Origin of the sequence: Pseudomonas sp. IT-P258, from assembly GCF_949767825.1 — a bacterium.
Classification (GTDB): Bacteria; Pseudomonadota; Gammaproteobacteria; order Pseudomonadales; family Pseudomonadaceae; genus Aquipseudomonas; species Aquipseudomonas monachiensis.
This window is the reverse complement of record NZ_CATKPU010000043.1, coordinates 193,902-205,936: the sequence shown is the minus strand read 5'-3', so window position 1 is coordinate 205,936 and position 12,035 is coordinate 193,902. Positions and strand designations below refer to the sequence as shown.

Below are 12,035 nucleotides of genomic sequence, written 5' to 3'. Positions count from 1 at the left end.
TCCCTTTCGAAAAAACACGAAAGCCCCGAATTCCGGGGCTTTCAGCGCTTCAAAGCGATTTTTTGTTTCTCTTTGTGAAAACTGGCACGCCCCCTGCAACAACCCTTTCAGGTGAATCAGTTCACCCACCCGGTTTCGGGGACCTTGGTACAGGCAGGCCGGGGATTCCCCTCTTTACATCGGGCTCACACCGCACCCGCGACGAGCCCCGCAGTTTTGGGGCCCTTGATACAGGCAGGTCAGGGGTTCCTTCTTTACACCAGGCTCACACCGCACTCGCGACGAGCCTCCCGTTTCGGGAACCTTGGTACAGGCAGGCCGGGGATTCCCTCTTTTATTGCTCCCGGAGATGGATCTCCAGCCGCCAGCGGTCATCGACCTCGCTACCGGCCCATTGGCCCTGCAGAGGCCGGGCCGCCACCAGTGTCAGCAACAACCCCCCATCGCTCAAACGTACCCGCCAGTTCACGTCCTTGCCACCGAGCTTGAGCTGACCTTTCTGCGCCTTGCCCTCGGCGCCAAACAGTAGCGCAACACTGCCATCAACCATCTCGCCGTGGGTCTTGGGCTCATTGTTGAACCACACCACCAGCCCGTCGTTCGTCACTTCCACCTGCTGCAACTGACTGGGGTCCGGCGTGGTCAGGCGACCGATCATCATCCCGACCATCACCCCGACAATCGCCAGCGAGCCCATTACCCGCAGGAATAGTTTCGAACGCACGCCTTCTGGCGGCGTAGAATGCGCGTCATCTTTGCCTTCGGAGCCGTGCATGTTTCACGTCATCCTTTTCCAACCAGAAATTCCGCCGAATACCGGCAACGTTATCAGGCTGTGCGCCAACAGTGGCTGCCACCTGCATTTGATCGAACCGCTGGGTTTCGAGATGGACGACAAGCGCCTGCGCCGGGCCGGCCTCGACTACCACGAGTATGCCACCCTGCAACGCCACGCGGACCTTGCCAGCTGCCTGGAGAGCCTCGGCCATCCACGACTGTTCGCCTTCACTACCAAGGGTTCGCGGCCGTTCCACGATGCCAGCTTCGTCCCGGGCGACGCGTTCCTGTTCGGCCCGGAAAGCCGGGGCTTGCCCGCCGAGGTGCTAGACGCCCTGCCGAGCGAGCAACGCCTGCGCCTGCCGATGCGCGAGGGCTGCCGCAGCCTGAACCTGTCCAATACCGTGGCAGTGGCCGTGTACGAAGCCTGGCGTCAGAACGACTTCAAGTAACACCATGACCCAATGTAGGAGCTGCCGAAGGCTGCGCTCTTTTGATTTTGATTTTCAAGATCAAAAGAGCGCAGCCTTCGGCAGCTCCTACTCGAAGGTTTCGTTTGTTCCATGAAAAAAGCGCCTTCGGAGGCGCTTTTTTCATGGAGCAAACGAAGCTTTTACTGAACGGTCGGAGTCTCGCCAGCAGCCTGCATGCGTTGCAGCTCTTGCGCGTACAGCGCATCGAAGTTCACCGGAGCCAGCATCAGTGCCGGGAACGAACCGCGGGTCACCAGGCTGTCCAGGGTTTCGCGAGCGTACGGGAACAGGATGTTCGGGCAGAACGCACCCAGGGTGTGGCTCATCGAAGCGTCGTCCAGATTCTTGATCAGGAAGATACCGGCCTGTTGCACTTCAGCGATGAACGCCACTTCGTCACCGTTTTTCACGGTAACCGACAGGGTCAGCACGACCTCGTGAAAGTCAGCTTCCAGCGTCTTCTGACGGGTGTTCAGATCCAGACCGACGCTCGGCTCCCACTGCTGGCGGAAGATCGCCGGGCTTTTCGGAGCTTCGAAGGACAGGTCACGCACATAAATGCGCTGCAAGGAGAATTGCGGTGCAGTTTCTTCTTCGTTCGCAGCAGTGTTCTGTTGGTCAGTCATCGCAGATCCTTCTTGATCCAGGGTTCTTTTAGGTTTGCTTGTTTGGGATATTGCCGTCAGGCCCTGAGCAGCGCGTCGAGCTTGCCGGCGCGCTCCAGGGCAAACAGATCATCACATCCGCCCACGTGTGTGCTGCCGATCCAGATTTGCGGCACGGACGTACGCCCGGCCTTCTGGGCCATCGCAGCGCGTACCTGCGGCTTGCCATCGACCTTGATCTCTTCGAAGGCCACGCCTTTGTTCTCGAGCAGGTACTTGGCTCGCGAGCAGTAAGGGCAGTAATCGCTGGAATAGACGACGACGCTGCTCATATCACTTCACCAGCGGCAGATTGTCGGCTTTCCAGCTGGAGATACCGCCGGACAGCTTGGCGGCGGTGAAGCCGGATTTCATCAGTTCGCGGGCGTGGGTGCCAGCGGTCTGGCCCATGGCGTCGACCAGGATGATGGTCTTGGCCTTGTGCTTTTCCAGCTCACCAACGCGGGCGGTCAGTTTGTCCTGGGGAATGTTCAGCGCGCCGACAATGTGACCGGCGGCGAAATCCTTGGTCGGACGAATGTCGATTACCACGCCTGCGTCCTTGTTGACCAGCCCGGTCAGTTCGCCAGTGCTCAGGCTACGGCCGCCGCCCTGCATTTGATAGGCAATCAGCAACGCCAGCAGTACGACGAAGATACCGACGAGAATGTAGTGGTTAGTGGCAAATTGAATCAGGTTAGCAACCATCGAAGGAGGTTCCAGGGCGTTAAAATGTCGGCCAGTATACACAGCCACTATGGTGGGCCAAACCCCGTCCGGCGGTGACGCGGCCGGAACTTCGCTTTAAACTGCGACTCCCTTTTCCATTACCCCCCTTTTACCTCAGCCACGAGTGGATTCCATGACTACCACGCCTAAACCTTTGGTCCTGATGATTCTCGACGGCTTCGGTCACAGCGACAATCCCGAATCCAACGCCATTTTCGCGGCGAAGAAGCCTGTACTGGATCGTCTGTGGGCCACCGTGCCGAACGGCCTGATCTCGGGCAGCGGCATGGACGTCGGCCTGCCGGATGGCCAGATGGGCAACTCCGAAGTCGGCCACATGAACCTGGGCGCCGGCCGCGTGGTGTATCAGGATTTCACTCGCGTGACCAAATCGATCCGTGACGGCGAGTTCTTCGAGAACCCGACCATCTGCGCTGCGGTGGACAAAGCCGTCGCCGCCGGCAAAGCCGTGCATTTCATGGGTCTGCTGTCCGATGGCGGCGTGCACAGCCACCAGGATCACCTGGTCGCCATGGCCGAACTGGCCTTCAAGCGCGGCGCACAAAACATCTACCTGCACGCCTTCCTCGACGGCCGCGACACCCCGCCGAAAAGCGCGCAGTCGTCGATCGAGCTGCTGGACGCGACCTTCCAGGCCCTGGGCAAGGGCCGGATCGCCAGCATCATCGGCCGCTACTACGCCATGGACCGCGACAACCGTTGGGACCGCGTGTCCCAGGCCTACAACCTGATTGTCGATGGCCAGGGCGAATTCAACGCCGCCACCGCCCAGGAAGGCCTGCAAGCGGCCTACGAGCGTGGCGAGAGCGACGAATTCGTCAAGCCCACCTCCATCGGTGAGCCGGTAAAAGTCGAAGACGGCGATGCCGTGGTGTTCATGAACTTCCGCGCCGACCGTGCCCGCGAGCTGACCCGCGTGTTCGTCGAAGACAACTTCAGTGAGTTCGAGCGTGCCCGCCAGCCGAAACTGTCCGGTTTCGTCATGCTGACCCAATATGCCGCCAGCATCCCCGCGCCCTCGGCTTTCGCCGCCGGCAGCCTGGAAAACGTGCTGGGCGACTACCTGGCGAAAAACGGCAAGACCCAACTGCGCATCGCTGAAACCGAAAAATACGCCCACGTGACCTTCTTCTTCTCCGGCGGCCGCGAAGAACCGTTCCCGGGCGAAGAACGCATCCTGATCCCCTCGCCGAAAGTCGCCACCTATGACTTGCAACCGGAAATGAGCGCACCGGAAGTCACCGACCGCATCGTCGACGCCATCGAAAACCAGCGTTACGACGTGATCGTGGTCAACTACGCCAACGGCGACATGGTCGGCCACAGCGGCGTGTTCGAAGCGGCGGTCAAGGCCGTTGAGTGCCTGGACCTGTGCGTAGGTCGCATCGTCGATGCCCTGGAAAAAGTCGGCGGCGAAGCCTTGATCACCGCTGACCATGGCAACGTCGAGCAAATGTCCGATGAAACCACCGGCCAGGCGCACACTGCGCACACCACCGAGCCGGTACCGTTCATCTATGTCGGCAAGCGCGACCTGAAGGTCCGCGAGGGCGGCGTTCTGGCGGACGTGGCGCCGACCATGCTCAAGTTGCTGGGCCTTGAGCAACCGGCGGAAATGACCGGGACTTCGATTCTGGTCTGACCGGATCTCCAAAACGCCACAAAACCTGTGGGAGCGAGCTTGCTCGCGATAGCAATCTGACAGCCAACATCTATGTTGAATGATCGGACGCCATCGCGAGCAAGCCCGCTCCCACAGTGGTTTATGGAGTTTTCGAAATGGAATTCAGTCTGTCGCTTGCTCCAGTCATCACACAGTCAGAAATGGGCATTTTTTTTGCCGCCCATGGCGGGCATACTAGGCCGTCCCTTTCCCTGGTGCCGCCCGCCCCTATGCTCCGCGTCCTGATAGCCCTAGCTCTGACTTGCCTGCTCCAACCGGCCTTTGCTGACGAGCGCGCAGATACCCAACAACAGTTGGACGCCACGCGTCAGGACATTGCCGAGCTGAAGAAGCTGCTGGGCAAGTTGCAGGAAGAAAAGTCCGGTGTGCAGAAAGAGCTCAAGGGTACCGAAACCGAAATGGGCAAGCTCGAGAAGCAGGTCGATGCCCTGCAAAAAGAGCTGAAGAAAAGCGAAGCCGAGCTGCAGCGCCTCGATGCAGAGAAAAAAAAACTCCAGAGCGCGCGTATTGAACAACAGCGATTGATCGCCATCCAGGCCCGGGCGGCCTACCAGAACGGTCGCCAGGAATACCTCAAGCTGCTGCTCAACCAGCAGAATCCGGAAAGATTCGCTCGTACCCTCACCTATTACGACTACCTGAGCCAGGCTCGCCTGGAGCAGTTGAAGAATTTCAACGAGACCCTGCGCCAACTGTCCAATGTCGAGAAAGACATCGCCATGCAGCAGGCGCAATTGCTGGTGCAGCAAAGCAGCCTCGACACCCAGCGTGACGAGCTCGAGAAAGTCCGCAAGGAGCGCCAGCAAGTCCTGGCCAAACTCAATGACGACGTAAAGGCTCGCGATCAGAAACTGGCGGCACGCGAGCAGGATCAGGCAGACCTGTCTAAAGTCCTTAAAACCATTGAAGAAACCCTGGCGCGCCAGGCTCGTGAGGCAGAAGAAGCGCGGCAAAAAGCGCTGATTGCCCAGCAGGAAGCCGAAAAAAAGCGTTTACGTGAGGCCCAGGCGCAGGCAGATGCCAGCGACGACGCCCCACGCAAACCGGTCAGATCAACGCCTGGCGCTCTGGTTTCCAGTTCCGGCGAGACTTTTGGCGGCCCGTTTGCGTCAACCCGCGGCAAACTTCCCTGGCCTGTCGATGGTCGACTGCTGGCGCGCTACGGTGAAAGCCGTGGCGACGATGCCCGGACCAAGTGGGATGGCGTGATGATCAGCGCGTCTGCCGGCAGCACCGTGCATGCGGTGCATGGTGGTCGCGTAGTGTTTGCCGACTGGCTGCGAGGCGCCGGGTTGCTGGTGATCCTCGACCACGGCAACGGCTTTTTGAGTCTTTATGGTCACAACCAGACGCTGCTCAAGTCTGCGGGTGACGTGGTAAAAGCCGGTGAGTCCATCTCCACTGTGGGTAGCAGTGGCGGACAAGATACGCCGGCATTGTATTTCGCGATTCGTCAGCAGGGTCACCCGAGTGATCCGGCGCAATGGTGCCGCGCGCAAGGATAAGTGCGTTACCTAATTCAGGAGTTTGTTAGACATGCTGCATTTGTCCCGCCTTACCTCGCTGGCCCTGACGATCGCCCTGGTGATCGGCGCGCCTCTGGCGTTTGCCGCTCAACCAGCGCCGGCGGTTGCGCCTGCGGGCACTGCTGCGACCACCAAGGCGCCACTGCCGCTGGATGAGTTGCGCACCTTTGCCGAGGTGATGGACCGGATCAAGGCCGCTTATGTCGAACCGGTGGACGACAAGACCCTGCTGGAAAACGCCATCAAGGGCATGCTCAGCAACCTCGATCCGCATTCCGCCTACCTGGGCCCTGAAGATTTCGCCGAGTTGCAGGAAAGCACCAGCGGTGAGTTCGGCGGCCTGGGCATTGAAGTCGGCGCCGAAGACGGCTTCATCAAGGTGGTGTCGCCCATTGACGACACTCCGGCCTCCAAGGCCGGCATTCAGGCCGGCGACTTCATCGTCAAGATCAACGGCCAGCCGACCCGCGGCCAGAGCATGACCGAAGCCGTCGACAAGATGCGCGGCAAGATCGGCCAGAAAATCACCCTGACCCTGGTGCGCGACGGTGGCACGCCGTTCGACGTAACCCTGGCCCGCGCCGTCATCCAGGTGAAGAGCGTGAAGAGCCAGTTGCTGGAATCGGGCTATGGGTATATCCGCATCACCCAGTTCCAGGTCAAGACCGGCGAAGAAGTTTCCAAGGCGCTGGCCAAGCTGCGCAAGGAAAACGGCAAGAAGCTCAAGGGCATCATTCTCGACCTGCGCAACAACCCGGGCGGCGTGTTGCAAGCGGCGGTGGAAGTGGTCGACCACTTCATCACCAAGGGCCTGATCGTTTACACCAAGGGCCGCATCGCCAACTCCGAGCTGCGTTTCTCTGCCACCGGCAAGGACGAAAGCGAAGCGGTGCCAATGGTCGTGCTGATCAACGGCGGCAGCGCCTCGGCTTCGGAAATTGTCGCCGGTGCCCTGCAGGACCAGAAACGCGCCGTGCTGATGGGCACCACCAGCTTCGGCAAGGGCTCGGTACAGACGGTTCTGCCGCTTAACAACGAGCGCGCACTGAAGATCACCACGGCGTTGTATTACACGCCGAACGGCCGCTCCATCCAGGCCCAGGGCATCGTGCCGGACATCGAAGTGCGCAAGGCCAAGATCACCAGCGAGCAGGACAGCGACTACTTCAAGGAAGCCGACTTGCAGGGTCACCTGGGCAACGGCAACGGCGGCGCCGACAAACCGACCGGTTCCAGCGGCAAAGCCAAGCCAATGCCGCAGGACGATGATTACCAATTGGCCCAGGCCCTGAGCCTGCTCAAAGGGCTGAGCATCACATCCGGCCGTTGAGATGTTTCTGCGGTTGCTGATCGGTCTGTTGTGTTGTCTGGCGGGTGTTGCTCACGCAGAACCCGCCGGACCGACGCCCCACAAAGCCTACCTGAGCCTGATCATCGATGACCTGGGGCAGAATCTGCCCCGGGATCGCCGCGTACTCGCCCTGCCCGGCCCTGTGACCACGGCAATCATGCCCGACACACCCCACGCCACCGAATTCGCCCGCGAAGCCCATCGCGCCGGCAAGATCGTCATCCTGCACATGCCCATGGACCCGGCCACCGGACCGTTCGCCTGGCACCCCGAGCTGCCCGTCGAAGAGCTGGAAAAGCGCCTGGACGCCGCATTCAAAATGGTTCCGTATACCAGCGGCATCAACAACCACATGGGCAGCCGCATGACCGCGCAACCAGCCGCTATGGCGTGGTTGATGGCGGATTTGCAGCGCCGGCACAAGTTCTTCGTCGACAGCCGTACCAGCGCCCAGACCGTGGCCGCCGCCCAAGCGCAGAAGATCGGTTTGGCGAGCGTTTCACGGGATGTATTTCTCGACGATGAGCGTACTGAGGCGGCGATCCTGATCCAGCTGCAAACCGCGATCAGCCTCGCGCACAAGCAGGGCTCGGCGGTGATGATCGGTCATCCGTATCCGCAGACGCTGGCGGTGCTGGAGCGTGAATTACCCAGGCTCAAGGCCCAGGGGATCGAATGGATTGATATCCGACAGATGATCAGTGTGCGCGGAAACCGGGCGACGGCTGCGCATGGCAAGGATGGGGTGTACCGCTAAGTCTGCGCACCGCCGCTCCCACACTGGTATGTGCAGGATCGTTAGAGATACTGCGCCATGATCTCGTCCACCCGACCTTCCTTGCGCATCTGGTCCAGCGCCGCCTGGAGCTTGGCCACCGTCTCGTCCGGCACGCCCCTGTTCAGTGCCAGGTACAGTTCGGCACTGTTGAAACGCAGTACGGTTTTCAACCCGCTGACCCCTTCCTGGCGCGCCAGATAGCGCCCGGCCGGGTCACCGGTAGCCCACAGGTCGATCTGACCGTTGACCAGTTTCCTGGCGTTGTCTTGATCGCGCAGCACAACGATCGGCTGGAGGCCTTGTTTGGCAAGCGTCTCGGCAATGGCGTCGCCCTTGTAGGCGCCGATCTTGTATTTGCGCGCGTCATTCAAGGTTTCAAGGGTGATCTTGCTGTCAGCCTTGGCCAGCATGATCCAGTCGTCCGGGCCAATCGGGCCGACCCATTTGAATAGCTTTTCGCGATCGGGCAGGCGCGCCATGACGAATACGCCGTAACCGGGTTTTTCCAAGGCGAGTTTGTAGACCCGCTCCCAAGGGAAACGCAACGTCAGGCTGTAGCTAATGCCGGCGCGCTTGAATATTTCGCGGACGATATCGGTGGCGATGCCATTGATGTTCTCGTCCTGAGCGAAGTTCTTGCCGTTCTTCGCCATGTTGTACGGCGGGAAGTTCTCTGTCAGCAACACCAGGTCGGTATCGGGGCTGTCTTTAGCGTTTGCTCCGCTGATCAACAACAGAGAAGCGCTGGCAAGGACGAGAAGAAAGCGTTTAAGCATGTCTGGCTACCGAAATCCATGGCGTACCCAAGAGTGCCTTGGGTATGCCATGGTGTCCACTAGCCTGTACCGGTTTGTTTAACGCATCACGATTCCGCGATGGGCCATATAGGCCTTGGCTTCCTGCACGGTGTATTCGCCGAAGTGGAAAATACTCGCCGCCAATACCGCGCTGGCGTGGCCTTCGATAATGCCGTCGGCCAGGTGTTGCAGGTTGCCGACACCGCCGGAGGCGATCACCGGAATGCCCAGTGCGTCGCTGATGGCGCGGGTAACACCCAGGTCGAAACCGTTTTTCATGCCGTCCTGGTCCATGCTGGTCAGCAGGATTTCGCCAGCACCCAGGCCTTCCATCTTCTTCGCCCACTCAACGGCGTCGAGGCCGGTTGGCTTGCGACCGCCATGGGTGAAGATTTCCCAGCGCGGGGTTTCGCCAGGTCCGGAAACCTTCTTCGCGTCGATGGCCACCACTATGCATTGCGAACCGAAATGCTGCGCGGCTTCGCCGACGAATTCCGGGTTGAACACTGCTGCGGTGTTGATCGAAACCTTGTCCGCACCGGCATTGAGCAGGTTGCGGATGTCTTGCACGGTGCGCACGCCACCGCCCACGGTCAGCGGGATGAACACCTGGCTGGCCATGCGCTCGACGGTGTGCAGCGTGGTGTCGCGGCCATCGACGCTGGCGGTGATGTCGAGAAAGGTAATCTCGTCGGCGCCCTGCTCGTCGTAGCGACGGGCAATTTCCACCGGGTCACCGGCGTCGCGGATGTTTTCGAATTTCACACCCTTGACCACCCGGCCGTTGTCCACGTCCAGGCAAGGGATGATGCGTTTGGCCAGCGCCATGATCAGTCCTCAGCCTTTGTACGAATCGCAGAAAGCTTGCGCTTCGGCGACGTCGAGGGTGCCTTCGTAGATCGCACGGCCCGTGATCGCGCCGATGATGCCTGGCGCCTTGGCGTCGAGCAGGGTCTTGATGTCACCCAGGTTGTGGATGCCGCCGGAAGCGATCACCGGGATCTTTGTTGCAGCAGCCAGTGCAGCGGTGAACGGTACGTTGCAGCCCTGCATCATGCCGTCTTTGGCGATGTCGGTATAAACGATCGAAGACACGCCGTCGGCTTCGAATTGCCTGGCCAGGTCGATCACCTGGATGGTGCTGATTTCAGCCCAGCCGTCAGTGGCGACAAAACCGTCCTTGGCGTCCAGACCCACGATGATTTTGCCCGGGAACGCGCGGCAGGCTTCGGCGACGAAGGCTGGATCTTTCACCGCCTTGGTGCCGATGATCACGTAGCTCACGCCCGCTTTCACGTAGTGCTCGATGGTTTCCAGGGAGCGGATGCCGCCGCCGATCTGGATCGGCAGGTTCGGATAGCGCTTGGCGATGGCGGTGACCACTTCGCCGTTGACTGGCTGGCCTTCAAACGCGCCGTTCAGGTCGACCAGATGCAGACGACGGCAACCGCCCTCCACCCACTTGGCAGCCATGCTCACCGGGTCATCGGAGAACACCGTGGAATCTTCCATGCGGCCCTGGCGCAGACGAACACAGGCACCGTCTTTAAGATCGATAGCGGGAATAATCAGCATCTGGCAAACCTTCAAATTTGAATGTTCAGCTTGACTCGGAAATCAGTTTTTCTCGAGCGCCCACAGGTCGCTTTCGATGCTTTCGAACCTCTCTTTGAGGTGCGCCTGCACATCGAAAATCGCCCTGTTGTAATAGTGCGGAGCAATTTCACGGGTAAACAGCTCAAGAATCTCCGCCGCCTCGAACGAGCCGAGGTCGAGTTCGAAGCGGTCTTCCATGAAACGCTTGATCTTGCGATTGGCCTCGCTCTCTTGCTCGGGAGTGAGGGTCAGGATCGGGGGTTTCTTCTTGACTGCCATTTACCAGCGACCGTCCCACGCAGCGAAGTTCTGCAGCAACTGCAGGCCATGGGTATGGCTTTTCTCCGGGTGGAACTGCACGGCGAAACGCGAGCCTTCGGCCAGCGCCGCGGCGAAATCGACACCGTAGTGACCGCCACCGACCACCTGCCGCGCGTTGGCGGCAGCGATGTAGTAGCTGTGCACGAAGTAGAACCGCGCCATGTCCGGAATATCGTGCCACAGCGGGTGACTGACCTTCTGCTTCACTTCGTTCCAGCCCATGTGCGGGACTTTCAGGTGTTCGCCATCTTCGACCAGATCCTTGCCGAAGAACTTCACCGCGCCCGGGAACAGGCCGATGCAGTCGACGCCGTCGTTCTCTTCGCTGGTGTCGAGCAAGGCTTGCATGCCCACGCAGATGCCAAGGAACGGACGGTCCTGACTGACTTCACGCACCAGGGAATCGAAGCCGAGGCGACGGATCTCCGCCATGCAATCGCGAATCGCGCCGACGCCGGGGAAAACCACCCGGTCGGCTTCGCGAATCACGCTGGCATCGCTGGTGATCAGCACCTTGCCGGCACCGACGTGCTCGAGGGCCTTGGCCACCGAGTGCAGGTTGCCCATGCCGTAATCGATAACCGCGACTGTCTGCATTACAGGACGCCCTTGGTCGAAGGCATTTGCCCGGCCATGCGGTCATCGAGCTCGACGGCCATGCGCAGGGCGCGGCCGAATGCCTTGAACACGGTTTCGATCTGGTGGTGGGTGTTGGTGCCACGCAGGTTGTCGATGTGCAGGCTGACCAATGCATGGTTGACGAAGCCCTGGAAGAATTCCTGGAACAAGTCAACGTCGAAGCCGCCAACGGTGGCGCGGGTGTACGGCACGTGCATCTGCAGGCCTGGACGACCGGAGAAGTCGATCACCACGCGCGACAACGCTTCATCGAGCGGCACGTAGGCATGGCCGTAGCGACGGATGCCTTTCTTGTCGCCGATGGCTTTGGCAAATGCCTGGCCGAGGGTGATACCGACGTCTTCCACCGTGTGGTGGTCATCGATATGCAAGTCGCCCTTGCTGACGATATCCAGGTCGATCAGCCCATGACGGGCGATCTGGTCCAGCATGTGCTCAAGAAAAGGAACACCGATATCGAATCGGGCCTTTCCGGTGCCATCGAGGTTGATCGAGGCTTTGATCTGGGTTTCCAGAGTGTCGCGCTCGACAGACGCCTTACGTTCGGCCATCACCAGCTCCGCAAAATCATTGGGCGAAAAAGGCAGCCATTATAGGCGTGCGGGCGCCAAACAGAAACACGAGAGGTGATATCCCTGACGGAGTGAATTCGGGGGTGTCGGCGATAGACATGTCCATACAAGCAAAAGATCGCAGCCT

15 protein-coding genes are annotated in these 12,035 nt (G+C 60.1%); 5 read left to right on the top strand and 10 right to left on the bottom strand.

Translation table 11 applies throughout. The annotated features are described in order from the left end of the window. Positions 1-334: 334 nt before the first annotated feature. Positions 335-775 carry a hypothetical protein gene (locus tag ACM6G4_RS16875; RefSeq protein ID WP_056725789.1) on the bottom strand — a complete coding sequence of 147 codons (441 nt, stop codon included), beginning with the start codon at positions 773-775 and terminating at the stop codon, positions 335-337. Here ACM6G4_RS16875 and trmL point away from each other — a divergent pair. Then, positions 774-1,229 (top strand): tRNA (uridine(34)/cytosine(34)/5-carboxymethylaminomethyluridine(34)-2'-O)-methyltransferase TrmL, encoded by a 456-nt coding sequence (gene trmL / locus ACM6G4_RS16870; protein ID WP_056725791.1) that lies wholly within the window; start codon positions 774-776, stop codon positions 1,227-1,229. The genes ACM6G4_RS16875 and trmL overlap by 2 nt on opposite strands. A gap of 161 nt (positions 1,230-1,390) precedes the next feature. Here the strand turns inward: trmL and secB are convergent, their stop codons facing one another. From secB to ACM6G4_RS16855, 3 genes are read right to left on the bottom strand one after another with little or no spacing between them, the layout of a single operon-like run. Further along, positions 1,391-1,876 carry a protein-export chaperone SecB gene (secB, locus tag ACM6G4_RS16865; protein ID WP_008047739.1) on the bottom strand — a complete coding sequence of 162 codons (486 nt, stop codon included), beginning with the start codon at positions 1,874-1,876 and terminating at the stop codon, positions 1,391-1,393. 56 nt (positions 1,877-1,932) lie between these two features. Beyond that, on the bottom strand, positions 1,933-2,187 hold the full coding sequence (gene grxC, locus ACM6G4_RS16860; protein WP_008047737.1) for a glutaredoxin 3: 255 nt from the start codon (positions 2,185-2,187) through the stop codon (positions 1,933-1,935). A gap of 1 nt (position 2,188) precedes the next feature. Further along, positions 2,189-2,602 carry a rhodanese-like domain-containing protein gene (locus ACM6G4_RS16855; protein ID WP_008047735.1) on the bottom strand — a complete coding sequence of 138 codons (414 nt, stop codon included), beginning with the start codon at positions 2,600-2,602 and terminating at the stop codon, positions 2,189-2,191. A gap of 154 nt (positions 2,603-2,756) precedes the next feature. On the opposite strand from ACM6G4_RS16855, the gene gpmI reads away from it, so the two are divergent. From gpmI to ACM6G4_RS16835, 4 genes are all read left to right on the top strand, one after another. Next, positions 2,757-4,286: a 2,3-bisphosphoglycerate-independent phosphoglycerate mutase gene (gene gpmI, locus ACM6G4_RS16850; RefSeq protein WP_414914155.1), complete on the top strand. Its 1,530-nt coding sequence runs from the start codon at positions 2,757-2,759 to the stop codon at positions 4,284-4,286. Positions 4,287-4,537: 251 nt separating this feature from the next. Continuing rightward, entirely contained in the window at positions 4,538-5,833 is a 1,296-nt protein-coding gene (locus tag ACM6G4_RS16845; protein ID WP_056725794.1) for a murein hydrolase activator EnvC family protein, read from the top strand. A gap of 31 nt (positions 5,834-5,864) precedes the next feature. Further along, positions 5,865-7,184 (top strand): S41 family peptidase, encoded by a 1,320-nt coding sequence (locus ACM6G4_RS16840; protein WP_056725795.1) that lies wholly within the window; start codon positions 5,865-5,867, stop codon positions 7,182-7,184. Position 7,185: 1 nt separating this feature from the next. Then, positions 7,186-7,962 (top strand): divergent polysaccharide deacetylase family protein, encoded by a 777-nt coding sequence (locus ACM6G4_RS16835; protein WP_414914154.1) that lies wholly within the window; start codon positions 7,186-7,188, stop codon positions 7,960-7,962. Positions 7,963-8,003: 41 nt separating this feature from the next. On the opposite strand, the gene ACM6G4_RS16830 is transcribed toward ACM6G4_RS16835, so the two are convergent. The 6 genes from ACM6G4_RS16830 to hisB all read right to left on the bottom strand — a co-directional run bounded on the left by ACM6G4_RS16830 (position 8,004) and on the right by hisB (position 11,887). After that, positions 8,004-8,759: a substrate-binding periplasmic protein gene (locus tag ACM6G4_RS16830; RefSeq protein ID WP_056725798.1), complete on the bottom strand. Its 756-nt coding sequence runs from the start codon at positions 8,757-8,759 to the stop codon at positions 8,004-8,006. A 78-nt stretch (positions 8,760-8,837) separates the two neighbouring features. Next, positions 8,838-9,608, bottom strand: a complete 771-nt coding sequence (hisF, locus tag ACM6G4_RS16825) for an imidazole glycerol phosphate synthase subunit HisF (RefSeq protein ID WP_007972752.1) — start codon at positions 9,606-9,608, stop codon at positions 8,838-8,840. Positions 9,609-9,617: 9 nt separating this feature from the next. Beyond that, positions 9,618-10,355 (bottom strand): 1-(5-phosphoribosyl)-5-[(5-phosphoribosylamino)methylideneamino]imidazole-4-carboxamide isomerase, encoded by a 738-nt coding sequence (gene hisA, locus ACM6G4_RS16820; RefSeq protein WP_414914153.1) that lies wholly within the window; start codon positions 10,353-10,355, stop codon positions 9,618-9,620. Between the two features lie 42 nt (positions 10,356-10,397). After that, positions 10,398-10,655 (bottom strand): DUF2164 domain-containing protein, encoded by a 258-nt coding sequence (locus tag ACM6G4_RS16815; RefSeq protein WP_007989200.1) that lies wholly within the window; start codon positions 10,653-10,655, stop codon positions 10,398-10,400. After that, positions 10,656-11,294: an imidazole glycerol phosphate synthase subunit HisH gene (gene hisH / locus ACM6G4_RS16810; RefSeq protein ID WP_056725801.1), complete on the bottom strand. Its 639-nt coding sequence runs from the start codon at positions 11,292-11,294 to the stop codon at positions 10,656-10,658. After that, a complete protein-coding gene (hisB, locus tag ACM6G4_RS16805; RefSeq protein ID WP_003218037.1) occupies positions 11,294-11,887 on the bottom strand; it encodes an imidazoleglycerol-phosphate dehydratase HisB in 594 nt (197 codons plus the stop codon). The genes hisH and hisB overlap by 1 nt, the downstream gene beginning before the upstream one ends. Positions 11,888-12,035: the final 148 nt, after the last annotated feature.

Coding starts and splice junctions, on each gene's coding strand:
- gpmI (WP_414914155.1), top strand. CDS start 2,757: ATGACTACCACGCCTAAACCTTTGGTCCTGATGATTCTCGACGGCTTC.
- ACM6G4_RS16840 (WP_056725795.1), top strand. CDS start 5,865: ATGCTGCATTTGTCCCGCCTTACCTCGCTGGCCCTGACGATCGCCCTG.
- ACM6G4_RS16855 (WP_008047735.1), bottom strand. CDS start 2,602: ATGGTTGCTAACCTGATTCAATTTGCCACTAACCACTACATTCTCGTC.
- ACM6G4_RS16875 (WP_056725789.1), bottom strand. CDS start 775: ATGCACGGCTCCGAAGGCAAAGATGACGCGCATTCTACGCCGCCAGAA.
- grxC (WP_008047737.1), bottom strand. CDS start 2,187: ATGAGCAGCGTCGTCGTCTATTCCAGCGATTACTGCCCTTACTGCTCG.
- ACM6G4_RS16835 (WP_414914154.1), top strand. CDS start 7,186: ATGTTTCTGCGGTTGCTGATCGGTCTGTTGTGTTGTCTGGCGGGTGTT.
- ACM6G4_RS16845 (WP_056725794.1), top strand. CDS start 4,538: ATGCTCCGCGTCCTGATAGCCCTAGCTCTGACTTGCCTGCTCCAACCG.
- ACM6G4_RS16830 (WP_056725798.1), bottom strand. CDS start 8,759: ATGCTTAAACGCTTTCTTCTCGTCCTTGCCAGCGCTTCTCTGTTGTTG.
- hisB (WP_003218037.1), bottom strand. CDS start 11,887: ATGGCCGAACGTAAGGCGTCTGTCGAGCGCGACACTCTGGAAACCCAG.
- hisF (WP_007972752.1), bottom strand. CDS start 9,608: ATGGCGCTGGCCAAACGCATCATCCCTTGCCTGGACGTGGACAACGGC.
- ACM6G4_RS16815 (WP_007989200.1), bottom strand. CDS start 10,655: ATGGCAGTCAAGAAGAAACCCCCGATCCTGACCCTCACTCCCGAGCAA.
- hisA (WP_414914153.1), bottom strand. CDS start 10,355: ATGCTGATTATTCCCGCTATCGATCTTAAAGACGGTGCCTGTGTTCGT.
- secB (WP_008047739.1), bottom strand. CDS start 1,876: ATGACTGACCAACAGAACACTGCTGCGAACGAAGAAGAAACTGCACCG.
- hisH (WP_056725801.1), bottom strand. CDS start 11,294: ATGCAGACAGTCGCGGTTATCGATTACGGCATGGGCAACCTGCACTCG.
- trmL (WP_056725791.1), top strand. CDS start 774: ATGTTTCACGTCATCCTTTTCCAACCAGAAATTCCGCCGAATACCGGC.